Here is a 24,899-nt window from a genome sequence, read left to right as displayed (position 1 = left end):
AACTGTCTGGACATTATTATGGCATATTGATTTTTACCTGGAAAACTTCATGACTGGCGCACGCGCATTTTTTCTTAAAATATTCACTTTACCAATTCGTTGGCTTATTTCTGTTAACAGCATTCCTGCGAATATTGAAGTTGAATTAGGTATAGATAAAAAGAAACCTCTCTTGTACTTGATTCAAACCGAATCAATCACTGACCTTGTTGCTTTGCAAAAGTCGGCAGCTGGTTTAGGCTTGCCGGATCCCACTTCACCTATTGAATTCTTAGGAGAAGAGCATAAACGTTGTTACTTCTTAACTCGACCGCAAAGCTTACTATCAAGAAAAGTGAAGAAGACCAGCATTGAGGATGTCTTCACAAACATGTTCCATTTGCATCGTGAAAATCCAGATCTTGATTTACAAGTGGTCCCCGTGTTTATCTCTTGGGGTAGAGCAGCGAGTAAAAAGTCCTCTGGGTTTGCGCAACTGTTAGCAGACAGAGCCTCTCCTAGTTGGTTGAGAAAACTCCTCATCGTTATATTTTTGGGGCGTGACAATGTAGTCAGTTACAGTAAAGCCGTGTCCACAAAGCAGATGGGACAGCTGCATGGTTCAAACCAAAAGATATCTCAAAAATTAGTCCGCGTAGCAAGAACTCACTTTCAACGCAAGCGTCAAGTATTGAATGGTCCAACACTTTTAGAACGTTCAACCTTGCACAACTCATTGCTCGGTTCCGATTCAGTTAAACAAGCCATGTTAGACACTATGCGGCAAAAAAACATCAGCACCCAAGAAGCTAAAAAGCTAGCCATCGGCTATATTGATGAAATTGCAGCGGACTACCGCGTTGGGCTAATTCGCATTAGCGAGCGCATATTGGGCCGCATTTGGAATAAAATCTATAACGGTATACATGTAGGCCACGCCTATCGAGTGCGTGAACTAGCGCAAAATGGTCATGAAATTATTTATGTACCTTGTCATCGCTCGCACATGGATTATCTCTTGTTAACCTATGTTATTCACCACGAGGGCTTGGTCACGCCGCATATTGCAGCCGGTATAAATCTCAATTTTTGGCCGGTCGGTAAAATATTTAGACGTTGCGGGGCATTTTTTCTACGCCGAAGTTTTGCTGGCAATAAACTCTACACAGCGACCTTTAGAGAATACTTAGAGCTGCTATTTAACCGTGGGTATTCGGTTAAATATTATCCCGAAGGTGGACGCTCACGAACCGGACGTTTGCTGCCGCCTAAAACGGGTATGTTGGCAATGACCTTGCAAGCAGCGATTAAAGGCATCAATCGACCGGTTTCAATTGTGCCTGTTTACTTAGGTTACGAACATGTGATGGAAGTAAAGAGCTACCAAAAGGAACTTCAAGGGAAGGGTAAGAAAAAAGAATCGCCGACTCAGGTATTTTCAGCTATTCGCAAGCTCAAAAACTATGGCCATGGTTTCGTCAACTTTGGTGAGCCCTTACAAATTAACCAATTCCTGGACAAACACGTAGAAAATTGGAGCGCAACAACGCCGGATGACCCTGATAAGAAGCCGGCATGGTTAACACCGGCAGTGAATGTCCTCGCTGACACCATCATGACCCGAATTAACCGAGCGGCCGCGCTAAACGGTACTGCGCTGGTTGCGCTTTGCTTGCTCTCATCTAAAACTCACATTATGAGTGAGTCAGAACTGACTAGAGCAATTAAAGATTATTTGTCACTCTTATCAGAAGTTCCTTTTAGTGTTGATTTTACACTGCCAAAAGAAGAGGCACTGGAATTAGTGCAAACCACGCTGGCACTCAATCGATTCCATCAATCAAGCGACCAATACGGAAAATTAGTCGCCGCCAAAGAAGATACCGCGACCTTACTGACCTATTATCGCAACAATATTTTGCACGTCTTCGCTTTACCAAGTTTGATCATGGCGGTAATTTTCAATCAAAAGAAAACGCATAACTCAGCAATCATTGAGATGGTTGCCAAACTTTACCCTCTATTAAAACGTGAATTCTTTATGCATTTCTCATTAGAGCAAGCGCTTGAGCATGCCAAGGCGCTCATTGGGCAAATGAAACAACAAGGGTTGTTAAAGCAAGACGGTGAGTTTTTATCACCGCCCTCGTCAAGTGATGACGGTTTTCATTCGGCTTGGTTGTTGAGTCGTGCTATGCAAGAAACTTGGCAACGTTATGCTGTTGTTTTAAGAGTATTGGAAAAAGAAAAAACCATTGCGCGCTCTCATTTAGAGAAGCAAAGCTGCGTTATTGCCGAACGTCTTTCGACACTTTATGGTATGAGTTCGCCTGAATTTTATGATAAAAATGTATTGGGGTCGTTCGTAAACGCATTGCGTGAAAACAAATTACTCAACACGCTTGACAGTGGGACCCTAGAATTTTCAGAAGACAGCTTAGCGTTAAAAAAGGCCATTATGGAGTTAGTTTGGCCTGAAATCGCCCAGCATTTAGAGAAAATATAAGCAAAAAGGCAGATTAATTCTGCCCTGATAAAAACAATCTATACGCAGGATTATCTTTGTGTTCATGCATTTCAAAGCCAAGCTCACTGACGTGTAAATCAAATAGCGAACGCTTATCCTCATCAATATCAAAGCCGGCTAAAACTAAACCTTCAGCGGCACCATGATTGCGATAATGAAACAGCGTGATATTCCATTGTTCACCTAATTTTGTTAAGAAGTGCATTAACGCACCCGGATATTCAGGAAAGGAAAAAGAGAATAAGTGCTCGTTAATATACTCTTGCGGCTTGCCACCGACCATATGTCTAACGTGCAGCTTGGCTAACTCGTTATCCGACATATCAAAACACTCGTAACCATTTTTATTCAGTCGCTTTAACAACGCCTGCAACTCTACGATCCCGCGCTTTAACTTAACCCCAACAAAAATGTGCGCTTCGTCACTTTTTGCATAGCGATAGTTAAATTCAGTTATGGTGATACCACCTAACATGGCACAGAAAGCCTTAAATGACCCTTTTGCCTCGGGTATTTTGACCGCAAAAACAGCTTCTTTTTGCTCGCCTAGTTCACAGCGTTCGGATACGTATCGCAGTGTGTGGAAATTAATATTTGCACCGCATAAAACACCCCCAATCACGGCACCTTGAAGCTTGTATTGCTTGGTGTATTTGCGAATACCAGCCACTGATAATGCCCCAGCAGGTTCGGCGATAACTCGCGTATCGTCAAAAATATCTTTAATTGCAGTACAAATTTCATCATTAGAAACGGTAATTACATCATCCAAGTATTCTTGGCATAATCTAAAGGTTTCGCTACCAATGGTTTTTACTGCAACGCCATCTGCGAAAATACCCACGCTAGGCAACGTAACCGGTGCACCTTTCTCAATTGCCGCGGTTAAACACGCAGACTCAACTGACTCTACCCCAATAATTTTAATTTCAGGACGCAGTTGCTTTACGTAAATGGCGATCCCAGCGGCCAAACCACCGCCACCCACCGCCACAAACAAGTATTCTAAGTTGGGATTTTGCTCCAGCATCTCCTTCGCTATCGTACCCTGTCCTGCAATGACATCAGGATGATCAAAGGGCGGTATCATTGAGTAACCATTTTCAGCACACAATTTTTTGGCTAAATCACTGGCCTGATCAAAACTTGTGCCCGCTTGAACTACGGTGACATTGTTACCGCCGAAGCGCTTTACCGCCTCAACCTTAATCTCAGGCGTGGTTTCGGGCATTATAATCGTCGCTTTAATGTTTAACTTTTTAGCAGCGTAAGCAACACCTTGTGCGTGATTACCAGCTGAAGCCGCAACAATCCCTGCCGCTTTCTGTTCATCAGTGAGGTGGCGAATACAATTATACGCCCCTCTAATTTTGAATGACTTAACTGGCTGTTGATCCTCGCGTTTCAAATAAACTTTGTTTTTAAGCTCAGTCGACAAGCTAGCTAAATAATCCATATCCGAATTAACCGCCACCTCATACACAGGTGCGCATAATATTTTAGTTAAATATTGATATGGCGACAGCAGCGTTGTGGCTGCTGAACTCTTTGAAGCCGCGTTGTTCATATATACGTTATTTGACTGCATTAATAATCCAATGTTGGTGGCTCACGCACATTGCCTTTAGCGGCGCTCTTTACTTGATATTTATTATCAAAGCGCAGCTCGGCATATGTGCATTGAACAGTGCATCTTATTTACTCACTTTTGCAATCACTGCTTTTACAGCGTGTTTGCAAATCTAAAGCGTAGATACCCGTTAAAAGAGTAAGGGTGTTAAAAACCAAAAAACCCTCTTTTATGGAGGGTTTTGTGGATTCTAAGAATGCACTGCGCCCTCGCTCAACTATCGTCATTGCACATTTTGTGTGTATAGCGATGTTGCGAAGATGCTTGAAAATATTGATTCATGTTGTCGTCACAAGTTCAATGTGCCCTAATTCTAGGACCTTCGCAAGCATTTGTTGAAAATTCTCTCACAAAGGTCAGCTGTTTTTAGTGCCTCCATCCAATAGGCTATGGCAATTAAAATCAATAGGATTTACTGCATGTCTTTATCCATCGTTTACACTCGGGCTAATTTGGGAGTGGCTGCGCCGCTAGTAACAATTGAGGTGCATTTGTCGAATGGACTGCCCGCGTTTAACTTAGTGGGCTTGCCAGAAACGACCGTAAAAGAGTCAAGAGACCGTGTACGCAGCGCCATCATCAACTCTGACTTTGAGTTTCCTGCAAAAAGAATCACGGTAAATATGGCGCCTGCGGATTTGCCAAAAGGTGGAAGTCGCTTCGACTTAGCCATTGCAATTGGCATCATCGCGGCCAGTGAACAACTTAAAAAAGTCGATTTGAGCCAATATGAATTTGTCGGTGAGTTGGCATTATCAGGTAATTTACGCCCAATACAGGGTGCATTACCTATGGCATTTGCAGCCTCAAGGTCAAACCGTCAACTAGTGCTACCGAAGAGCAACGGTGATGAAGCAAGCCTGGTAAGTGCAGCGCAAATCATCGCCGCTAATTCGCTCACAGAGGTCTATCTGCACCTGTGTAACAAACGCAAAATAAGTGACCACATCACCAAGAAAGTCAAAGCAACGGTATCTACATACGGTGACATGTCTGACATTATTGAACAACAACACGCCAAACGAGCATTAGAAATTGCAGCAGCTGGCGCCCACAATATATTATTTTTTGGACCCGCCGGAACCGGCAAAAGCATGCTGGCAAACAGACTGCTGTCGATTATGCCAGAGCTGGATGAGGAATCAGCATTAACATCGGCCTCCATTCGATCTATTTCGGGTGATAAAATTTGTCCATCAACTTGGCGCAATCGTGCCTTTAGGCAACCTCACCATACCAGTTCAGCGATTGCATTAGTCGGTGGGGGCAGCTACCCGAAGCCAGGCGAAATATCACTCGCCCACAAAGGGGTTTTATTTCTGGATGAATTGCCAGAATTTGGCAGACATATACTCGATGTCTTACGCGAACCCATGGAAACCGGTGAAATTAATATTTCGCGGGCGGCACAAAAAGTCGTCTATCCGGCTGATTTTCAGCTGGTCTGCGCCATGAATCCTAGCCCTACAGGCGACATAGATGACCAGCGTGCAAACCCCGATCAAGTACTCCGTTATCTGAATCGAATTTCGGGACCCTTTCTCGACCGAATCGACCTACAAGTCAATGTACCTCGAATTGATTTGAGCAAAGCATTAAAAATAAAACACCAAACCAAATCGCCAACCCATCACAGTGAAACGAATACAGACAGTAATGTTCATCCGTTGAAAGTAAGGTCCGATTCAGGATCGCCCATTAGTATTCAGAGTTCACAGATAGAGAGCGCTAACATAGACAGCTCTGAGATAGACAGCTCTGAGATAGACAGCTCTGAGATAGACAGCTCTGAGATAGACAGCTCTGAGATAGAAAGCTCTCAGATAGATAGCTCTGAGATAGAGAGCAGTGCAATTGTAAAACGCCGGGTAATATCAGCCCAAGAACGCCAATTCAAACGCCAAGGCAAGTTAAACAAAAGCTTAAGTGGTAAAGAAATTGAGCAGTATTGTCCATTAAGTGAAACCGAGAGTTTATTTTTGAGTAGGGCAATGCAGAGTATGAATTTGTCGATGCGTGCCTACCATCGAACAATGCGAGTTGCGCGAACAATTGCAGATTTACAGTGCGTTGAGCGCGTAAATCAACAGCACTTGGCCGAGGCACTCAGTTTTAGAAGCTTTGACCGAATGTTAAATGAACTCACTGAGTGAACTAGCTGTCCTCATGCACTTGAAAAATGACTTCGTTTTAATGTCCAATAGGCACACAGTTTTACGCGTAAAAGCCAAACTAAGGTCACGCTTGCCTTTATTTCAAACTACACCCATTAACTTTCGAAAAGGTCAATCATGACACGCATCAACGCTTCGTTTTCACGTTCGCGCAAAAAGCACAGACCTAAGGAATAAGGTTCAATATCTTTTACCTCAATACTGGTGACTTTTGTTTTAGCTACCGAGTTGTCTAAAACAATTTGTGGCACAAAACCGATGCCTAAGCCTAAAGCGACCATGCTCACAATAGCTTCGTTTCCTGACACACTGGCGTACACTCTTGGTTTAACGTCATGTTCAGCGAACCAATTGTTTACGGTTCTTTTGGACGGACCACCGGCCGGCATTACGACGCTATGTTCGTGCCATTTCACCTCATCAATATTGGCTATCTGCAGTGTTTTAGGAACAATCAACACCAAGGGCACTCTATCAATTTGAATAAACGATAAATGATCAGGAAACTCTGGGGTGTGAATAGCAATAGCAATGTCGGCCTTATGCTGCTCAATAGTGTCTATGGCAAGAGAATGGTCTCCTGTATCTAGTTGCAGTTCAATTTGAGGATATTGCGCCTGTAACTTATCCAATAACTTGGGCAAGTGACTCTGACTTGCCGTTACCGAGCAATATAACGATAGCGCCCCTCTCAATTGAGTTTGCTGTTGACCAATATCAGCGCGCACCTGCAACCAAGCATTTATGGTTAATTCAGCGAATTCCAAAAATCGTTGTCCTGCTGCGGTCGTTTTAACACTGCGATTATTACGCACGAACAAAGCAGCGCCGCATTCTTCCTCTAAGCGACTAATGACGCGCGACAAGGTTGGTGGAGAAACAAACATAGCGCGCGCCGTTTTGCCAAAATGCAAGCTTTTGGCCAAATGGCGGAACATTTGTAGCGTCTTTAATTCCATTTTTTATCGCCTGTTATAAACACACACTAAGAACACAATTTAAATTTACGTTTCATATTATGAAACATTAAGTTCCAAATATATCACTTTATAAAACAAAATGTTTTACCTATTATAAAGAGATGTCGTCACAGACAAAGAAATTAACACTCAATCAGCTTTTAATTATTTAGCAGTTTGAGTGAGATGCTTGAAAAGCAGATTCAAAAAATTACCGGACAGAAAATGACAAATTACTTCAATACTTTACCGTTACGCAAGCAACTGGACCAGCTCGGTCAATGTCGCTTTATGCACAAAAACGAATTTGCAGACGGATGTGATTATCTCAAGGGTCAATCAATTGTCATCGTGGGCTGCGGCGCACAGGGCTTAAACCAAGGTTTGAACATGCGTGACTCTGGCTTAAACATCAGTTATGCATTACGCCAAGCCGCTATTGATGAAAAGCGCGATTCATTTGTACGAGCATCCTCAAACGGTTTTACTGTTGGGACTTATCAAGAATTAATCCCAGGCGCGGACTTAGTGTATAACTTAACGCCCGACAAACAACATTCAAGCGTCGTTGAAGCAGTGATGCCACTCATGAGAAAGGGCGCAACACTTAGCTATTCGCATGGCTTCAATGTGGTGGAAGAAGGACAACAGATCCGTGCTGACATTACCGTCGTTATGTGTGCACCCAAGTGTCCAGGAACAGAAGTTAGGGAAGAATATAAGCGCGGATTTGGTGTACCAACACTGATTGCTGTGCACCCAGAAAATGATCCTGAAAACAAAGGCTGGACGACGGCTAAAGCATTAGCAAGCGCAACTGGTGGCGACAGAGCCGGTGTACTCGAAAGTTCGTTTGTTGCTGAAGTAAAGTCAGATTTAATGGGCGAACAAACCATTTTGTGCGGTATGCAACAGACTGGCGCAATACTCGCTTTTGACAAGATGGTAGCAGATGGTGTCGATCCCGCTTATGCAGGTGCATTGGTTCAATATGGATTAGAAGCCATTACTGAAGCACTTAAAATCGGCGGCGTAACCAACATGATGGACAGGTTGTCTAATCCTGCAAAAATTATTGCTCACGAATTATCAGTTGAACTAACAACAATAATGCGACCGTTATTTGAAAAGCATCAGGACGATATTATTAGTGGTTATTTCTCAACGAACATGATGGAAGACTGGGATAACGGCGACGTTAATTTATTGAAGTGGCGGGAAGAAACGGGTCAATCCGGTTTTGAAAACGCACCTACGTATAGCGGTAAAATCTCCGATCAAGAGTTTTTTGATAAAGGCATTTTACTAGTTGCAATGATTAAAGCGGGTGTTGAACTGGCCTTTGATGTGATGGTTGAAGCCGGTATTCTGCCTGAATCAGCGTATTATGAGTCACTACATGAAACACCACTTATCTCAAATACAATCGCGAGAAAGCGCCTGTATGAAATGAACGTGGTTATCTCAGATACTGCTGAATACGGAAACTACTTATTTACAAACGCAGCGTTGCCCTTGCTGCGGAAACAGTTAATGCAAAAAATCACCGCCGAACATATTGGTGGTGGATTATCGGATCAATCCACGGGCGTGGATAACAAGAAACTAGTGCTAGTTAACAAAGCAATTCGTGCTCACGGTGTGGAGAGTGTTGGCGAAAAACTTCGTGGATACATGATCGACATGAAAGCAATTGTAGCGTCTGAGTAAGCGCGAGTTGTGTGCTCAGCTGATTAATTGATAGCTGACTGCATGACTTTTTTACTGACACAGCAACGACCACTAGTTTCAACCTTTTCTGTCGTTAGGCGCTTTAAGTAGCTCCTTTTGCCCGGCCTTTGGTCGGGCTTTTTCTTTCTAGATGAAAGGATCTCCGGTTCACTTACCACCACTTAGTGTTCTTTATGAAAAATCTGATTCTCTAAGGTGTTGCCATTAACCAGTTGTTGATACTGCCAACCTTGTTGATGGCAGTATTTTAGTAATTGAATGTCGAAAGCCTCTGCTGATTTTTCATATTCAATTACATACTCTTTAGCCTGACTATTATGCACGTTGCGAACTCCTGCTAAAGCAAAAAGCTTTTTTTCTACATCCTCGTATTTTTGGGCCAATCGTAATGTGAAGAAGTGCTGCTGACTTGTACTTTGGCTTAATGCGTTATGTTCGGTCAACTTACCTTGATCAAGATGCAATATTTGACCACATAAACGTTCTAGTTCACTTAGGTCATGAGAACTCAAGATAAAAGTAGCTTCATTACTTAAGGTACTAATCAACTCTCTTACTTCGCGCGCATGCACTGGGTCAAGCCCCGCAGTAGCCTCATCAAGCAACACAATTTGAGGACAACCAATCAGTGCTTGAGCGATAATGGCACGCTTGCGCATGCCATGGGATAGATCATTAGGCCGTTGATATGCCGCGTCACTCAAACCGACAAGTTCAAGCACCCTGTCACTCTCTTGTTTGGCTTGTGATTTACCGAATCCTTGTAACTGAGCATAAAACCTGAGCTGATGAATAATACTAAAACCAGGATCTAGTTGAGCATCTTGCGGTAGTGCACTTAATTTGCCAAATAAATGAGCGTTTCCTGGCTGCTGATGCATAATCTTCAATTCACCAGAACTCGGAAAAGTATACCCACACAGCAGACTAAACAAGGTTGTTTTGCCTGCACCGTTTGGTCCTACAAGCGCGACTGGCGGGCCTGTATTTATTTCAAAACTCACATTACTCAGGGCAAGTTTAGAGCCAAAATACTTAGTTACGCTCTGCGCCTTGACTAAAGTGCTCACAGTGAACTCCTTGCAAAAATCCGCTCAGCAAAAATCAGTAATATCATGGTTTGTATTAGAGGCAAGCCCACAGCTAACATTAACCCCGCATTTTGTGCTGCCATATCTGCCAATTGATAGCCTGGAAATATATAATTCAACACCTCAAGTGCTGGAAGCTGCCAGGCCAGTAATCCAACAATTATTTTTCCGCCAACAAAAAATAAAATAGCCACGATAAAAGCCAAACGTGCAGACCGTGAAAATGTATTTATAAGGCTCATCAGAGCAATAAATGGCATCACCGCAACAACCAGATACCCAAGCAATATTAAACTGTGCGATAAACCCGCAAAAAACAACGATGGTTCGCGATAAGTAAACATTGCAAGGGTAGCCGCTAAAGTGATTGATAACAGCACAATTAAGATTAATAACTGCCCTATAAATCGTCCTAAAATTATTTCAGCTCGGGTGGCCCGCAATGATAGAAATCTAAGCGTCCCGCGCTGTCTATCACCAACAGTCTGGTCCGCACACAGAAACAAACAAAAGCTAGGAAAACTATACACAGCAATTAGCCAATACACCGCCAGTTCAGCCTGTGGCCAAGTCAATAATTTACTTAGGCCTATAGCACCAAATACCTGATCAATGAATCCGGCAATATTAGGTGAATTTAATAAGTTTACCGCTTCACCGATGGCATAGCGCAACACTATCAACCAGCAAATTGAAAACGCAGCAACCGCAAATAAGCCTCTTTTGGTTAAAAATAGTCTGACTAACTCAAATAACGCGATATCTAACGATCGCTTGGCGTGCAATTGCATCAAGCTGTAACCCCAATTGAAAATCATAAAATTGATATAGAAACGAAATAGATTAACTAAATAACGGATGAAAGTCTCACAGTTTACTCACAATGCAGTTTTAATTTGCACCATTTAAACGACAGCTTGCAACAGTTTCTTAGCGCGAACAAAAGTAATTACATAAATCATCCAGACTACTAAATAAAATAGCCAAGTCTATCTATGTTGGTCGCAATGACCGCGATGTCCTATGAAGCTCGGGCCGACGTAGAACTTGATCCGCAATGCGCTCGATGGCTAGCAACAAGCCAAATGCCATTGTAAAACGCAATCTTGTTGTCACACTGCGTCAAGTTTACAGATCTGGCGCTGGTGTCTTCTTAGCATACTGCACTGCAAAAAATGCCAGTACTGAAAATATTAAAAAGCCGAAGGCTATTGGGGTTAGCTCGTCGCGTAAAAACAGATTGATGGCAGTAGCAACGGGCACCGCAATGACACTAGTAAGAGAGCCGATAAACGCAGCACCCAAACCGGCCATATGGCCAACCGGCAACATCGCTAACGCATTCAAATTACCAAACAGCATGCCAATGAAAAAGAAGCCAAAAAACATGGTGCTAATAAATAACCACAGCGGCGGAATACCATCGTAGTACAACGTGATCGCCGTTAATGCGACACCGAAAACTAACGAGCAAAACACAGCTCGATCACAAATCGTGTGCATGCCCCATTTCATTACCATAAGACCATTAAATAAAGAAGCTAGGCCAATAGAAAAAGCTAAGGTTGCGAATACCAATGGAAACCAATCACCGGTATCATAAATTTCTTGAAAAATTGTTTGTGAACCACTGAGGTAAGCTAAAAAAGCACCAAATATACAGCCCATTGCAATAGAGTATCCCATCACTTGTGGTTGTTTTAATAGCCATAAACAAGAGCGAAAAAAATGATGCCAAGCGAATTTTTTGCGATTAGCTCTTATTAACGTTTCAGGTTGGCGTAAGAAAAACCACCCGCCCGCAATAACCGCTACAATCCAAAAAACAGTGAATATCTCACGCCAATGAAAATACTGCATGACAGCTTGGCCAACAAGAGGCGCAACCATAGGTACAAGAATGAATATAACGGTAATAAACGACATTACCCTCGCCATGGCATCACCCGCATACTGATCACGAATAACCGCCATCGAGGCGACTCTAGGTCCTGAAACACCGAATGCTTGTATCAGGCGACCAAACAGTAGAACTTCTATCGATTTTGCAAAATAGCAAACGAAGGTACCCATAATAAATATAATCAGACCCACTAATATAGTCAGTCGTCGGCCCCTCGCATCAGAAAATGGACCAAAGAATATTTGGCCCAAAGCCATGCCACCAAAAAAGAGCGAAATAACCAGATAGGTTTGCTGCGTACTTTGGCTGTTTAAGTCAGAACCAATTTGGTTTAAGGCCGGCAGCATTGCATCGATACTGAGCGCGACTAACGAGGTTAAAAGCGCCATTAATGCTATAAATTCCAATAACGGCAATGGACGTTTATTAGCGATGTTTGCCGTTGTTGTCATGGGGAAATCTAACCTAAACCGAGATGGACAGAAAATAGGCGCAGATTGTTCCATATTTCTTGCAAATGCGCAATTGCAAGCACGCGCGAAAACGACTAAGTCGGTGACAAATAGTGCAGTCTGTTTTTACTTCTTAGCAATAAACTCGACTGATTATTGCGGCGAGGCGACAAATACTCATAACACTTTAATTTTGCCATTTCTCAAACTATAAATCCAACTGTGAATTTTAACGTCTTGTTTGCGTTTCATTGCATCTCGATATACAGACGTACGACGGACATTTTCAGCTTGCTGCAGCACATTGAGTTCGCACAATTTGGCGGCTCTTTGTTCTGGTAAAAGCAGGTCTAATACCGCTTTATGCTCGTTTGCCGTATCTTTAATATGGGCTAGCCAGTTATCAATTAATCCTAAGCTATCGTCGCTCATTGCGGCTTCAACACCACCACAACCGTAATGGCCGCAAACAATAACATGCTTCACTTGCAACACATCAATAGCGTATTGCAATACCGACAAACAATTGAAATCAGTATGAATAACCATGTTGGCTACATTGCGATGTACAAATATATCGCCGGGTAACAAGTCAACAATTTGATTAGCTGGCACGCGACTATCTGAACAACCAATCCACAAATATATCGGCTTTTGTTGTTCAGACAGTTTATTAAAAAATTCAGGATCGACTTTTTTGGTCTCTTCCGCCCAACGTAAATTGTTATCCAACAGTTTCTTAATTTCTGGCATGTTAACTCGTTTCTGTGAGCATGGACTATTCTCTTAAAAAGTCGATAGTAAGGTTGACGTCGGCTACTACTGCAAATGCACCATGTATAAATTTTGGTACGAAATACCATTGCCTTAAACATTTAAGGGCGAACTTGTCGAAATCAGCGTCCGTGCTGCCGGTGATCCTGATGTTAATAGGCTGGCCTTGCATACTAATATCACATGTTAGTATCACCGAGGCTTTATTGGCACGGCTAATATTGGCTGGCGGAAATGTCGCAGGAACGGTGTACAACGGTGTTTGCTTAGGGTCCCAAGGTTTGATTTTGGCTATCGTTTGACTATGAAAAATAGCGTTCTTTGTTTCCTTTTTACGCGCGTACAGTGATACAAGATGGGCATGAGCAATTATCTCAATTGGATTAATTTCATTGTTTTGAGCTTGCGGTAAGGCTAAAATCTGTTCAAAAAAACACCGCGCATCTTTGTATTTTTGCATCCCGAAATACACTTTGCCAACATAAGCCAAGGACTCAATATAAATCGATGAGTCCTGACCTAAATTTTTCTTGGCATCCAAATTGTACTTTTTAGCCATGTTGAGGAGGCGATTGTCCTTTTCAGTCCACTGATTAATGACGGCAGTTTTCACTGTGTGCCCGCGAAACATTAAGCTATTCTCAGGCATTTTAACGACCAACTCGTCGGTCACTTTAAACAGTTTTACAATCGCTTTTTTGCGACTAAATTGAGAAATACCCAATTCACGGGCAGATAATTTCTTGGCTTTATTGGCACTGTAAATGAGACTAATAATGTCAAGCAAAGCAAAGTAATACGCTTGGCTTTCATCACCTTGCGTTTCTTCATGGTAATCAATAACCGATTCATAATTAGCCGCAGACAATTTATATTCACCCGCTTCTAAATAAGCGTTAGCTAAATTTTGCTGTAACATAAATGTATTCTGGTGACGTGGACCGAACTTTGCTCGGCCTAATTGGTAAGTTAGTTTTGCAACCTGCGCTAAGTCATTTGGTGAGTATTTGCCGGATTTTATGCTGGAGGTATATGCTTTGTATGCTTGACTGAATGTCGTTATAGGCACGCTTTCGTCAACCTCGACCTCTGCTTTTGTATTAGCCTGTTTTGCATTGGCGTGTTTTGCATTGGCGTGCCCAGAGCCGATAAACACCGTCGCTAACGCCGCAGCCAGTACTTTATGGCGCTGACTGAAGCTTGTCATCAGCTCCTCATCTTCCATGGTATGAATATTTATCATAGTTAGGTTTACATCGTCGAACTTCAAGGTCCGTTATTGTTATTATTTTACATTCAAAGGTGGATCAATGCCTTATTGAACCATCTCCGATGACTATAAATTTTTGCGTTGTTAGCGATTCAGCACCCATCGGTCCATAGGCGTGTAGTTTACTGGTCGAAATGCCAATTTCAGCACCTAAACCAAGCTCACCGCCATCCGAAAACCGAGATGAAGCATTGACCATGACGACCGACGAATCGACTTCTCGCATAAATCGCTGAGCGAGAGAGAAGTCCTCGGTAACAATGACTTCCGTATGCCCTGAAGCATATTCACGAATATGCTCAAATGCGTGCTCTGCATCATCAACTATTCTCACTGCGATTTCTAAGGCAAGGTATTCAGCTGCCCAATCGGCTTGATTGGCAAGTGTCGCGTGCTTAAAATAGGCAAGTGATTTAGCACAAGCATGCACCACAACTGACTTAGACTCAAACATTTTTGCCACCAAAGGTAAAAATTCAGCGGCAACACTCTCATGCACCAACAATGTTTCAAGCGCATTGCATACCCCGGTACGCTGTGTTTTTCCATTTTCCAAAATTGCTAGGGCATTATCAAGTTTTGCCGCTTTATCGACGTACAAATGACATACACCTTTGAAATGCTGGATCACCGGAATACGGCTATTTGCGGTAACATAGTTAATTAAGCCTTCGCCACCGCGAGGAATAACGAGATCGATACTCTCACTCAAGGTCAACATTTTGGCCATTACGTCGCGGTCGGCAATGGGAATAACCGTCACAATATCTTCACTTAACTGCAGCGTTTTTAATGACGCCTTCAATACTTGCGCTAATGCTTGATTGCTATGCTGAGCTTCTTTACCGCCACGCAAAATAACCGCGTTTCCCGACTTTAAACAAAGCACTGCAGCGTCAATCGTCACGTTTGGTCGTGACTCATAAATCATCGCAATAACACCCAAGGGGATGCGCATTTTACCCACTTGAATACCAGAAGCCTGCGGTTGCATATGACTGATCGCGCCTAAGAAGTCTGGTTGACCGGCAATTAAAAAAACCGCATCGGCGATACTTTTAATGGCGTTTTCATCAAGCGTTAAACGATCTAGCATTGCTGCGCTTAGACCCATTGTCGTCGCTTGCTCTAAATCAAGCTTATTGGCATCTATAATGGCCGGCACTGCCGCAATTAAGTTATTTGCAATTTCGGTGAGCAAGGCTTTACGCTTGGCGTTACTTAAAGAAGCTATTTGATGCTTTGCCTCAGATGCTCTTCTTGCGGTAACTTGAATATCAAATGTCATGCGTTTTAGTCTCCATTGTGTATCGTCAACACCCCTTTAGCGTTGGTATGGTGTTAGGGCGCTAGGGTATTAATGTATTAAGTTATTAAGGTATTCGCGCCTTGATTAGCACTAAATCGTCGCGATGGACCGCCTCTTCTCCATGACTGAAGCCAAGTACATCCTCTATGCGACTGCTGTTTAAACCCTTAATTGATTGCAGTTCCGTGTGGGAGTATAGACTAATTCCTTTAGCAACGATGCATCCTTGATATGCAATATCCACCGCATCATTACTCTTGAAATTGCCACTTATCGCGCTAATACCCACCGCTAAAAGCGACGCGCCTTTTTCAGTAACGGCCATATACGCGCCTAAATCAAGTGTCAGCGTGCCTTTTGATTTAACCGTATGCGACAACCATTGATGCCTTGCTGAACGTTTAGTAGGTGCAGCATCAAACAATGTACCCGGGCATAAACCCTGCGCCAATAAATCAAAAACGCTCGATTGTTTGCCATTCACTAGCAATGTTTGTACACCACTCTCTGCGCATTTTTGAGCCGCTTGCAGTTTTGTGATCATGCCGCCCGTCCCATCCGCCGTGCCGGCGCCGCCAGCCAGTGCCCTTATTTGCGATGTAATGGTTTTTACGTTCAAGAGTAATTTTGCATTCGGTTTTTTTCTAGGGTCTGCATCAAATAAACCATCAACGTCAGTGCAGATTATGAGGGTGTCCGCTTGCGCAACGAGTGCCGTATGCGCGGCCAAATTATCATTATCACCGACTTTAATTTCATCTACCGCCACTGTGTCATTTTCATTCACGATGGGTAATGCATTGTTGGCTAATAGTTCTCGTAAAGTATTCTTTACATTTACATAACGACGACGGTCGTGAAGATCGTCCAGTGTTAGCAAGATTTGGGCACAGGGAAAATCAAAAAATCGCGCCCAATTAGCCATCATTTGTGTCTGCCCAATAGCCGCCATCGCTTGTTTTTCAGATATTGATGCTTGCAGACCGGTTTTTATTGAACTGCGCCCTGCCGCAACGCTGCCAGACGATACAACGATGATGTCTTTGCCTTGTTGACGACTCGCGGTTATAAATTTTGCGATAGATAAAAGATATTCGGCACTACACCCATCGCCATTTGGCGAGATTAAGGCGCTACCGATTTTTATAACGGCTCTTTGCCATGAAAAAGGAGTCATAATTTGTATTTTGTTACAAAATGTTTATATGCTCTAGAATACTTAAATTGGTCTAATAAACAAGCAAAAACGCAATTTTTGCTGATAAAAGCACACACTATTTTAAGGAATTAAGGGCAACGGGTTTTATTTATATTTGAAGCCTTTATAATAAACTAGCAGTAGTTATAAACATCAGTGGGTTTTTGGCATGCGCACAGAGTGCAGAGAGTGCATGTGAGTGTGCAAGAGGGCGTGAAGGATCTCATTAACGTTCGCGACAAAGAAACAACCTAAGAAGCAACCTGAGCATCGGCACAAAAAATCAAGCCATCGGTAAAAAGGAAAAATACATGTCATTATCGCGAGTCTCGCTTGTTGCACTTATATGTGTAACCGGCTTTTTTTCTCTAAGTAGCATTGCAAGTTCTGCCATTCAACAAACCAAAGGTGATTTTGAAGACAAATTCCGTCAGCTTGACGAAGTTCTGCCCACGCCGAATGTCTACCGCAATGCGGCGGGTGAGCCCGGCCATATGTACTGGCAGCAAAAAGTTGATTACGTTATTGAGGTGAAGCTTGATGAAGCAAAACGAAGAATAACTGCGTCACAGAGCATCACTTACGAAAATAACTCACCTGACACCCTTAAGTATTTGTGGATCCAATTGGACCAAAACAAATTTCGTGACGACTCCATGTCCGCACTAACGACCACCTTTGGCGGTATCGGCAATCGCGGGCCAGTATCCAAAAGCGCAAGCGGAGATTCACCCGCGCGTTTAAGCTTAGATGCTTTACGTCGCCAACAGTTTGTTGATGATACTGAGTTGGGTTACGATCTACAAAAAGTCGCTGACGGTGATGGCAACGCCCTAAAACATGTGATTGTTGGCACGCTCATGAGAGTTGACCTTGCGTCACCACTTAAGCCAAACAGCCGTACTATACTCAACCTTGATTTTGCGTTTAATATTGTTGAAGAAGACGCCGTATCAGCTCGTGCTGGATATGAACACTTTGCAGACGATGAGCGTGAAGGCGGTAATGATATATTCTTGCTTGCGCAATGGTTTCCTCGCTTAGCGGCCTACACTGACTATGAAGCTTGGACCAACAAAGAATTTATTGGTCGTGGCGAATTCACCTTAGAATTTGGTAACTATGACGTTAGCATCACAGTTCCTGCTGATCATATCGTGTCATCAACAGGCGAATTGGCAAACGCCAAAGATGTGTTAACAAACGCACAGCGTAAACGCTTAGAAAAAGCCGAAACAGCCAAGCGTCCTGTATTTATTGTGACGGCTGAAGAAGCCTTAGAAAACGAGAAAGAAGGCACGTCAAAATCAAAAACCTGGCGTTTTAAAGCACAAAACGTAAGGGATTTTGCGTGGGCCAGCTCACGTAAGTTTATATGGGATGCCAAAGGTTACAATCAGGGCGGAGAAGAACGTCCATTCGTAATGGCAATGTCTTTCTATCCTAAAGAGGGTGGTGATTTATGGGAAAAGTACAGCACTGAATCAGTTATTCACACGATGGAAGTGTATAGCCGCTTTTCGTTTGACTACCCGTATCCTGTTGCGCAATCGGTGAATGGTCCAGTCGGCGGCATGGAATACCCTATGATCTCGTTCAATGGTCCACGTACTGAATTACAAGACGATGGCGAACGCACTTATTCTTTGGCGGAAAAGCGCTTCTTAATTGGCGTGGTTATTCATGAAGTTGGTCACAACTACTTTCCAATGATTGTTAACTCTGATGAACGTCAATGGACGTGGATGGATGAAGGCTTAAATAGTTTCTTAGACGGTGTTGCTGGTCGTGAGTGGGATCCGACAATCCCTTGGGGTGTTGAGCCACGCGACGTAACAGGCTACATGAAGTCGAGCACTCAGGTACCGATCATGACGCAATCAGATTCTGTCTTACGTTTGGGTCCTAATGCTTATACTAAACCAGCCGCCGCATTAAATATTTTGCGCGAAACCATTCTGGGCCGTGACTTGTTTGACTTCGCATTCAAAGAGTATGCGCAGCGGTGGATGTTCAAACGCCCCACGCCGGCTGACTTTTTCCGGAGCATGGAAGAGGCCTCCGGTGTTGACCTCGATTGGTTCTGGCGAGGTTGGTTTTACTCGACTGACCATGTTGATATCTCATTGGATCATGTTTATAAGTTACGTTTAGATACTGAGGATCCTGACATCGATTTTGCTCGCCAACGCGACACTGAAATGGACAAACCAGTGTCTCTGACAGACCAACGGAACAAAGCAAAAGGCATAGATTTATGGGTTGATCGTAACGCCGATGTGAAGGATTTTTATGACCAAAACGATCGCTTCACTGTGACTAATAAAGAACGTAACAAATATCGTTCATTCGTCAACAAGCTAGACCCTTGGGAAAAACGTGTCTTTGAACGCGCCGTCAAAGAAGACAAAAACTATTATGTTTTGGACTTCTCTAACATAGGTGGTTTGGTCATGCCGATTATTCTCGAATTGAAATTTGAAGATGGCAGCAAAGATAACATGTATATTCCAGCTGAAATTTGGCGTCGCAGTCCGAAGGCAGTTTCTAAGCTTGTGGTGACTGAAAAAGGTAAAGTATTAACGTCAGTGACTGTTGACCCTCTTTGGGAAACAGCGGACGTTGATATTGAAAACAATCACTATCCTCGTCGCATCATTCCTTCACGCATAGAAGCTTACAAGGCTGATAGCAACACATCAGGCGTGCGCCGTGATTTGATGCAAGACAGTAAAACAAAACTTAAATCTGCTGAAGAATTGAAAAAAGAGCAAGACGAAGAAGATAAGAGTTAGTCGCTAATATGAGTCTAACAATTACGTCAACAACTAAAGCACAAGTGACAATTTTGTCACTTGTGCTTTCATTACTAGCGCGTTTTACGCCAGTCACCGCAGTCGCAATTAGCTCGTTTGTTATCACTGGCTTTTTCACTGCGGCCTTGGGTGTTAGCGTATTAAACGTTAATAACGTCATTGCTCATCAGCAAAAAATGGCAATCACGACAGTACTTTTCAATCCACGAACGAAAAACCTCGAAGTCACGCATCGATTCGATTTACATGATGCAGAGCATGCGGTAAAAGAAATTTTTGATGGTAGCGCGGATATCATGAATAGTGAAAAAACCCAGTCTGATTTTGCTCAGTACGTGGTCAACCGGTTTGCCATCTACGACATGAACAAAACGCAATTACCGCTGTCCTTTGTTGGCACGGAGTTGGAGGGAAAACACGTTTGGGTTTACCAAGAAACACCGGCGCCAGCCAATTTAGCGGGGCTGTACATTCAGCACAATGCGCTACGAGACATCTGGTATAAACAGACTAATACTATTAACGTTGAAGGCATGGGTGATATTCAAACATTAACGTTTACTGACAGTACTGAAATATTAAGTGTAGAGTTTACGCATCATTAATGCTGTAATCGGACGTGGGGTGGTTAAAGCCGTCGCGTTCGATGCGTTTTCTTATTGGCCACGGCGTCGTTAATGGCCACAGCGTCGTTCGCAGCGACAGCGTTATAAACCAAGTCCGCCTAATATAAGTAAGAGTAACAGAAACCTATGTCCGATAAAAAATATAACCCCTTAGATGAGTTTAAGAACAAGAAGAACGTCGTTTGGGTGATCATGTCAGCCTCGATGTGTATTTTCATTTTGTTCGCATTGTTCAGTGGCGCAGGCGTTGGCGTAATTGACTCAGTTTATAGTGTCATGCTTTGGTGCGGATTATTTGCTGGTATAGTTGCTCGTTACATCGGCAAAAATGGCTGGATTGGTTTTGGTATAGGCAGCGTGTTTGGCCTCTTGTGTTTCGTACTCGCACCCGTAATTTCCTCTGTTTAAGTTTCGATAGTAATGGCACTCGCTGCAAATAGCCGAGAGGCTGTGGTAAACACAACAAAGGTAACAGAGTTAACATGCCCAACGGATCAGTTTTGCAATGACAGACAAACGCAACGAGCGAAAAGTACCCTCCGGAAGAATTGCTCGTTTAGTTAAGTTTGGTGGTTTGGCATCAGCTATCGCTGGCAATGTTGTTAAAGGCACCACAAAACAAATTCTCAGTGGTCAGCGCCCATCATTAAATCAGTCCTTACTCGATACCGACAACGCGATATCTATTACTAAGCGTTTAGCACATATGCGCGGCGCTGCCATGAAAATTGGTCAATTACTCTCCATGGACGCAGGTGAATTGCTGCCCGCTGAATGGGAGCCCATTCTCTCACGACTGCGCCAAGAAGCTGATCCAATGCCTAAAGCGCAGCTACTCAAGACCCTGGAAGCGTCTTGGTCACAAGACTGGCATAAGCACTTTAGTTATTTTTCATTTGCTCCCATTGCCTCAGCAAGCATTGGCCAAGTTCATAGAGCAACACTAAAAGATGGTCGCCAGCTTGCTATTAAAGTCCAATATCCTGGGGTAAGAGAAAGCATTGACAGTGACATTGATAACGTCATGAGTTTAGTAAAACTGAGCACGGTACTACCAAAACATATCGACCTAAGCAGTTTGCTTACTGAAGCAAAGGCACAACTTAAAAATGAAGCTAATTATTTGCAGGAGGCCAAATTTATTAACGCTTATCGCGAAAATTTGCACAACGACCCTCATTTTATTGTGCCCTATGTCGTTGACGAGCTAACTGACCAAAACATACTTGCGATGGAATATATCGAAGGTTCTCCCATCACCGATATTAGTGCCATGAGTTCTGATATTATCGATCTAGTATGTACCCGATTAATGCAATTAAGCTACCAAGAATTGTTCGTGCACAAGCTCATGCAAAGTGATCCAAACTTTGCCAATTATTTGTATCAGAGCGATACTAAAAAAATAGTGTTACTCGATTTTGGAGCCTGCCGGCAAATTTCTGAGCACACCTCGGTGCATTATCTGGCAATGGCCGATGCGATGCAGCGTCAAGATAATAACGACATGCGCTCAGCCTTATATTCGCTTGGTTTAATTGACAATAACATGGGTGCTGCAGCCATCGATACAGTCCTAAAGGCCTGTTTTGAAGCAAGCGATTGCTTGCAAAGTGACACTGGCTACAACTTAAAAAAACAAAAACTAATTAAGCGAATTCAGGTAGTTAGTATGCCACTGATCACCGATAAGACAGCCGCCGCATCGCCTATATTTGAGGTTGCCTTGGTAAATCGTAAAGTTACAGGCATGATACTGCTAGCCAATAAGTTAGGTGCAACACTGGATTTTAAAGGCGTACTTGCTCCTTACCTAATGCAAAGCGCAAAGCCACCGAGCGATAAAAAATGACACAATATTGGCTGTTCAAAACGGAACCCGATGCTTTTAGCATTCACGACTTGGCTAACCAGCCAAACAAGCGTGAAGGCTGGGATGGCATTCGTAATTATCAGGCACGCAATTTTATGCGAGATACAATGAAGGTCGGCGATATGGCATTTATTTATCACTCAAGTTGCCAACATATTGGTATCGCTGGATTAGCCCGAGTAAGTGACACCGGACTGACTGATCCAAGCCAATTCAATCCCGAAAGTCATTATTTCGATCCTAAGTCAGTATCCGATAATCCGCGTTGGTGCATGGTTGAGCTAGAGCATGTCGAGACCTTTGAACACATTTTACCCTTGGCAAGCATCAAACAAATGCCCAGTATCATCGACATTGGTTTAGTAAAGAAAGGAGGACGGTTGTCCATTATGCCGGTTAACGCTTTAGAATTTGATATTTTGTTAGCAGCGGCAAGAAGCGCAAGAAGCGTTTAGCCAAGCTAGTAAGGTTGATCCATTGAAAATGGCATCTCGGTCAAATCACTTTTTTTCATTGGGTTACCAATCATTTCATCATACGGCGAATCATGCGTCATGACGGCATTATCGATGTTGCAGTGTTCAAACATATCTCTTACCATTTGCGAGTTGTGAAATCGCATTGGGCTATCGTTTTTGTCGGTTACAAAACCCGCTTCACCTGCAATCGTCACTTTCACTAAATACACATTCATTTCAAAAGACTGTATTTCTAGGCGTTCAATATGATGTTTCTTTTTTGCCAACTTCGCCATTGCATATTTTATGTTCATATTTGGTCATTTTTTACCTTATAATATAATAATATACCAACCTCAGCGGTAAAAGTTCATTTCAAAATATATCCTGAACCTTACAAATAAGCACGTGTCATAACTGCTATGCTGTACGCATTAACGCTGGACTGGACTATACTGAGCAGTAATCACCTTTTACGAAACGCAAAGAGAGGCATAAATGTCAGATCAAGAAGCACAATCAACCAGTCAAATGGCGCAAATGAAGCCGTATCTTTTTGCTGCGGGCGTCTTAATTGCAATCTTATTAGTTGCGTTTTTTTGGCCAACATCTGACCAAGATCAGCCGCTTACAACAGTACCTGTTGCCGTTGAACCAGCACTGCCCGCAGTTGATGAGCTTGCAGACCCCGATGGATCTGAAAATATGCCACCTCAGACAGATGTTTTCGAAGGAACACGTGAGATCCAGTCACTTGAAATTGAGACCGGCCAAGATATTGAACCCCTGCCTGACATAGTTGAAGCTGAGCCACTAGATGAAAGTGACGGCGCCATAAAGAATGCATTTATGACTATGGCGACATCACCACTGGTTGGAAAATACCTAATTAACGAGGGCTTACTGCAGAAGTTTGTTATCAATGTCAACAGCATCGCTAATCAAGAGATGTCACCTAATTACAGCTTAGTTGTTGCACCCGAAGAGGAATTCCGCGTTTATCAGCAGGCGGATCGTGAGTGGATAGACACTTCAAGTTACAAACGCTATAACGCGTATATTGATGCACTTGAATCGATGAGCACCGACGATTTAGTCAAACTGATGGACACTTATCGTGGCACCCTAGAAGCTAAGTTTGCCGAGATTTCGCCGCCCAATACGTCGTTTGATAGCATGCTATTGAAAGCCATCAATGAATTACTAAATACACCCATTATACCTCTGCCTATTGAAGTTTATTCCGACAGCGTTATGTTTAAATTTAAAGATGAACAGATCGAAGCTTTATCTGGTCCACAAAAGCAATTAATAAGAACGGGCCCTGAAAACACGCGCAGAATAAAAGACATATTGCGAGATTTACAAGACGCGTTGCAAAAGTAATATGGATTTAGGCAAGCTAACTCAGCAACTCGGTAATACATCGGCCACAAGGCAAATACCACCGGTAGAGAAGTGGGATCCGCCATTTTGCGGCGACATGAACTTAGTCATAAAGAGTAATGGTGAATGGTGGCACGAGGGTACGCCTTTCACTCGCGCTAAACTGGTGAGCTTGTTATCGAGTGTGCTCAAAAAAGAAGATGATGCCTATTTTTTGGTCACGCCAGTCGAAAAAATTGGTATTAAAGTAGAAGACGTCCCTTTTATTGTGGTCAATTGGCGCTTTGAAAAAGGTGCATTACTAGTAAAAACTCAAATTGGAGATGAAGTCGACGTCGGCGACAACCACCCAATACAACTCAGGCCGTTTACACCAGATGGTAACAATGTAGGTATTGGTGCAACACTCGTTCCTTACTGCTTAATTAGACGTAACTTATGGGCGAGACTGCACCAAAACGTCATGTATCAATGGGCTGAAATAGCGACCGAAACAGGCACTGATAGAGGCAAAGAGTTAATCATGAAAAGTAACCAATACGAATTTAGTTTAGGTGTGTTTTAAGCGCCTGTGCGAATAAGATAATCTATATGCAAAAGGTAATCGCGGTGCGTATAATCGGTCTTTGCTGACGTAAACCTCAAACCGTAAATCATTAGGCGTGAACTCCTCAACACCTGAGTTTATGGCGATATGACATAATCTTTTGATTTGCTCACAATTTTATCCTAATGTGTAGCTA

General features: G+C 43.0%; 21 protein-coding genes and 1 pseudogene. 11 read left to right on the top strand and 11 right to left on the bottom strand.

Going from position 1 to position 24,899, the window contains the following annotated elements:
- Window positions 1-49: 49 nt before the first annotated feature.
- Entirely contained in the window at window positions 50-2,485 is a 2,436-nt protein-coding gene (plsB, locus tag CXF81_RS00575) for a glycerol-3-phosphate 1-O-acyltransferase PlsB (protein ID WP_101179171.1), read from the top strand.
- A 13-nt stretch (window positions 2,486-2,498) separates the two neighbouring features.
- Here plsB and ilvA read toward each other — a convergent pair whose 3' ends face one another.
- Window positions 2,499-4,073: a threonine ammonia-lyase, biosynthetic gene (gene ilvA / locus CXF81_RS00570; RefSeq protein WP_101179845.1), complete on the bottom strand. Its 1,575-nt coding sequence runs from the start codon at window positions 4,071-4,073 to the stop codon at window positions 2,499-2,501.
- Between the two features lie 452 nt (window positions 4,074-4,525).
- Between ilvA and CXF81_RS00565 the strand changes: the two are divergent.
- Window positions 4,526-5,692, top strand: a pseudogene (locus CXF81_RS00565) (YifB family Mg chelatase-like AAA ATPase); the annotation flags it as partial.
- Window positions 5,693-5,864: 172 nt separating this feature from the next.
- Here CXF81_RS00565 and CXF81_RS20560 read toward each other — a convergent pair.
- Window positions 5,865-5,990, bottom strand: coding sequence for a pentapeptide repeat-containing protein (locus CXF81_RS20560; protein ID WP_369828617.1), 126 nt, complete (start codon window positions 5,988-5,990; stop codon window positions 5,865-5,867).
- Here CXF81_RS20560 and CXF81_RS20555 point away from each other — a divergent pair.
- Window positions 5,945-6,289, top strand: a complete 345-nt coding sequence (locus CXF81_RS20555; RefSeq protein WP_369828616.1) for a hypothetical protein — start codon at window positions 5,945-5,947, stop codon at window positions 6,287-6,289. The genes CXF81_RS20560 and CXF81_RS20555 overlap by 46 nt on opposite strands.
- Before the next feature lie 116 nt (window positions 6,290-6,405).
- On the opposite strand, the gene ilvY is transcribed toward CXF81_RS20555, so the two are convergent.
- Window positions 6,406-7,269 (bottom strand): HTH-type transcriptional activator IlvY, encoded by an 864-nt coding sequence (ilvY, locus tag CXF81_RS00560; RefSeq protein ID WP_101179168.1) that lies wholly within the window; start codon window positions 7,267-7,269, stop codon window positions 6,406-6,408.
- 225 nt (window positions 7,270-7,494) lie between these two features.
- On the opposite strand from ilvY, the gene ilvC reads away from it, so the two are divergent.
- Window positions 7,495-8,979 carry a ketol-acid reductoisomerase gene (gene ilvC / locus CXF81_RS00555; protein ID WP_101179844.1) on the top strand — a complete coding sequence of 495 codons (1,485 nt, stop codon included), beginning with the start codon at window positions 7,495-7,497 and terminating at the stop codon, window positions 8,977-8,979.
- A 182-nt stretch (window positions 8,980-9,161) separates the two neighbouring features.
- Here the strand turns inward: ilvC and CXF81_RS00550 are convergent, their stop codons facing one another.
- From CXF81_RS00550 to proB, 7 genes are all read right to left on the bottom strand, one after another.
- Window positions 9,162-10,070, bottom strand: coding sequence for an ABC transporter ATP-binding protein (locus CXF81_RS00550; RefSeq protein WP_101179166.1), 909 nt, complete (start codon window positions 10,068-10,070; stop codon window positions 9,162-9,164).
- On the bottom strand, window positions 10,067-10,882 hold the full coding sequence (locus CXF81_RS00545) for an ABC transporter permease subunit (RefSeq protein WP_232771717.1): 816 nt from the start codon (window positions 10,880-10,882) through the stop codon (window positions 10,067-10,069). The genes CXF81_RS00550 and CXF81_RS00545 overlap by 4 nt, the downstream gene beginning before the upstream one ends.
- A gap of 337 nt (window positions 10,883-11,219) precedes the next feature.
- A complete protein-coding gene (locus CXF81_RS00540; RefSeq protein WP_101179162.1) occupies window positions 11,220-12,446 on the bottom strand; it encodes a multidrug effflux MFS transporter in 1,227 nt (408 codons plus the stop codon).
- A 177-nt stretch (window positions 12,447-12,623) separates the two neighbouring features.
- Window positions 12,624-13,199 carry a carbonate dehydratase gene (can, locus tag CXF81_RS00535; RefSeq protein ID WP_101179160.1) on the bottom strand — a complete coding sequence of 192 codons (576 nt, stop codon included), beginning with the start codon at window positions 13,197-13,199 and terminating at the stop codon, window positions 12,624-12,626.
- Between the two features lie 25 nt (window positions 13,200-13,224).
- On the bottom strand, window positions 13,225-14,463 hold the full coding sequence (locus CXF81_RS00530) for an energy transducer TonB (RefSeq protein WP_232771716.1): 1,239 nt from the start codon (window positions 14,461-14,463) through the stop codon (window positions 13,225-13,227).
- Window positions 14,464-14,527: 64 nt separating this feature from the next.
- On the bottom strand, window positions 14,528-15,778 hold the full coding sequence (locus tag CXF81_RS00525) for a glutamate-5-semialdehyde dehydrogenase (protein WP_101179157.1): 1,251 nt from the start codon (window positions 15,776-15,778) through the stop codon (window positions 14,528-14,530).
- A gap of 85 nt (window positions 15,779-15,863) precedes the next feature.
- Entirely contained in the window at window positions 15,864-16,976 is a 1,113-nt protein-coding gene (gene proB / locus CXF81_RS00520) for a glutamate 5-kinase (RefSeq protein WP_101179155.1), read from the bottom strand.
- Window positions 16,977-17,308: 332 nt separating this feature from the next.
- On the opposite strand from proB, the gene CXF81_RS00515 reads away from it, so the two are divergent.
- The 5 genes from CXF81_RS00515 to CXF81_RS00495 all read left to right on the top strand — a co-directional run bounded on the left by CXF81_RS00515 (window position 17,309) and on the right by CXF81_RS00495 (window position 22,767).
- Entirely contained in the window at window positions 17,309-19,792 is a 2,484-nt protein-coding gene (locus CXF81_RS00515; RefSeq protein ID WP_101179153.1) for a M1 family metallopeptidase, read from the top strand.
- An 8-nt stretch (window positions 19,793-19,800) separates the two neighbouring features.
- Window positions 19,801-20,418, top strand: coding sequence for a DUF6702 family protein (locus tag CXF81_RS00510; RefSeq protein ID WP_198556279.1), 618 nt, complete (start codon window positions 19,801-19,803; stop codon window positions 20,416-20,418).
- A gap of 147 nt (window positions 20,419-20,565) precedes the next feature.
- Window positions 20,566-20,847, top strand: coding sequence for a hypothetical protein (locus CXF81_RS00505; RefSeq protein WP_101179151.1), 282 nt, complete (start codon window positions 20,566-20,568; stop codon window positions 20,845-20,847).
- Between the two features lie 97 nt (window positions 20,848-20,944).
- Window positions 20,945-22,291, top strand: coding sequence for an AarF/ABC1/UbiB kinase family protein (locus tag CXF81_RS00500; RefSeq protein ID WP_101179149.1), 1,347 nt, complete (start codon window positions 20,945-20,947; stop codon window positions 22,289-22,291).
- Entirely contained in the window at window positions 22,288-22,767 is a 480-nt protein-coding gene (locus CXF81_RS00495; RefSeq protein ID WP_101179147.1) for an EVE domain-containing protein, read from the top strand. The genes CXF81_RS00500 and CXF81_RS00495 overlap by 4 nt, the downstream gene beginning before the upstream one ends.
- Before the next feature lie 5 nt (window positions 22,768-22,772).
- Here CXF81_RS00495 and CXF81_RS00490 read toward each other — a convergent pair whose 3' ends face one another.
- Window positions 22,773-23,084 carry a DUF6482 family protein gene (locus tag CXF81_RS00490; RefSeq protein ID WP_232771715.1) on the bottom strand — a complete coding sequence of 104 codons (312 nt, stop codon included), beginning with the start codon at window positions 23,082-23,084 and terminating at the stop codon, window positions 22,773-22,775.
- A 184-nt stretch (window positions 23,085-23,268) separates the two neighbouring features.
- On the opposite strand from CXF81_RS00490, the gene CXF81_RS00485 reads away from it, so the two are divergent.
- Window positions 23,269-24,156, top strand: a complete 888-nt coding sequence (locus CXF81_RS00485; protein WP_101179145.1) for a DUF3014 domain-containing protein — start codon at window positions 23,269-23,271, stop codon at window positions 24,154-24,156.
- 1 nt (window position 24,157) lies between these two features.
- Complete coding sequence (locus CXF81_RS00480) at window positions 24,158-24,721, top strand: DUF1285 domain-containing protein (RefSeq protein ID WP_101179143.1); 564 nt, start codon at window positions 24,158-24,160, stop codon at window positions 24,719-24,721.
- Window positions 24,722-24,899: the final 178 nt, after the last annotated feature.

It is taken from the genome of Glaciecola sp. 33A, from assembly GCF_002836745.1.
Classification (GTDB): Bacteria; Pseudomonadota; Gammaproteobacteria; order Enterobacterales; family Alteromonadaceae; genus Glaciecola.
The sequence above is the reverse complement of the archived record's forward strand: the minus strand, read 5'-3'. Positions and strand labels throughout refer to the sequence as shown.

Excerpts from the sequence above, each read along its gene's own strand:
- CXF81_RS00480 (WP_101179143.1), top strand. The coding sequence starts at position 24,158 with ATGGATTTAGGCAAGCTAACTCAGCAACTCGGTAATACATCGGCCACA.
- can (WP_101179160.1), bottom strand. The coding sequence starts at position 13,199 with ATGCCAGAAATTAAGAAACTGTTGGATAACAATTTACGTTGGGCGGAA.
- CXF81_RS00545 (WP_232771717.1), bottom strand. The coding sequence starts at position 10,882 with ATGCAATTGCACGCCAAGCGATCGTTAGATATCGCGTTATTTGAGTTA.
- CXF81_RS00530 (WP_232771716.1), bottom strand. The coding sequence starts at position 14,463 with ATGATAAATATTCATACCATGGAAGATGAGGAGCTGATGACAAGCTTC.
- CXF81_RS00515 (WP_101179153.1), top strand. The coding sequence starts at position 17,309 with ATGTCATTATCGCGAGTCTCGCTTGTTGCACTTATATGTGTAACCGGC.
- ilvA (WP_101179845.1), bottom strand. The coding sequence starts at position 4,073 with ATGAACAACGCGGCTTCAAAGAGTTCAGCAGCCACAACGCTGCTGTCG.
- CXF81_RS00510 (WP_198556279.1), top strand. The coding sequence starts at position 19,801 with ATGAGTCTAACAATTACGTCAACAACTAAAGCACAAGTGACAATTTTG.
- CXF81_RS00540 (WP_101179162.1), bottom strand. The coding sequence starts at position 12,446 with ATGACAACAACGGCAAACATCGCTAATAAACGTCCATTGCCGTTATTG.
- proB (WP_101179155.1), bottom strand. The coding sequence starts at position 16,976 with ATGACTCCTTTTTCATGGCAAAGAGCCGTTATAAAAATCGGTAGCGCC.
- CXF81_RS00495 (WP_101179147.1), top strand. The coding sequence starts at position 22,288 with ATGACACAATATTGGCTGTTCAAAACGGAACCCGATGCTTTTAGCATT.
- CXF81_RS00485 (WP_101179145.1), top strand. The coding sequence starts at position 23,269 with ATGTCAGATCAAGAAGCACAATCAACCAGTCAAATGGCGCAAATGAAG.
- CXF81_RS00505 (WP_101179151.1), top strand. The coding sequence starts at position 20,566 with ATGTCCGATAAAAAATATAACCCCTTAGATGAGTTTAAGAACAAGAAG.
- CXF81_RS00500 (WP_101179149.1), top strand. The coding sequence starts at position 20,945 with ATGACAGACAAACGCAACGAGCGAAAAGTACCCTCCGGAAGAATTGCT.
- CXF81_RS00490 (WP_232771715.1), bottom strand. The coding sequence starts at position 23,084 with ATGAACATAAAATATGCAATGGCGAAGTTGGCAAAAAAGAAACATCAT.
- ilvY (WP_101179168.1), bottom strand. The coding sequence starts at position 7,269 with ATGGAATTAAAGACGCTACAAATGTTCCGCCATTTGGCCAAAAGCTTG.
- plsB (WP_101179171.1), top strand. The coding sequence starts at position 50 with ATGACTGGCGCACGCGCATTTTTTCTTAAAATATTCACTTTACCAATT.
- ilvC (WP_101179844.1), top strand. The coding sequence starts at position 7,495 with ATGACAAATTACTTCAATACTTTACCGTTACGCAAGCAACTGGACCAG.
- CXF81_RS00525 (WP_101179157.1), bottom strand. The coding sequence starts at position 15,778 with ATGACATTTGATATTCAAGTTACCGCAAGAAGAGCATCTGAGGCAAAG.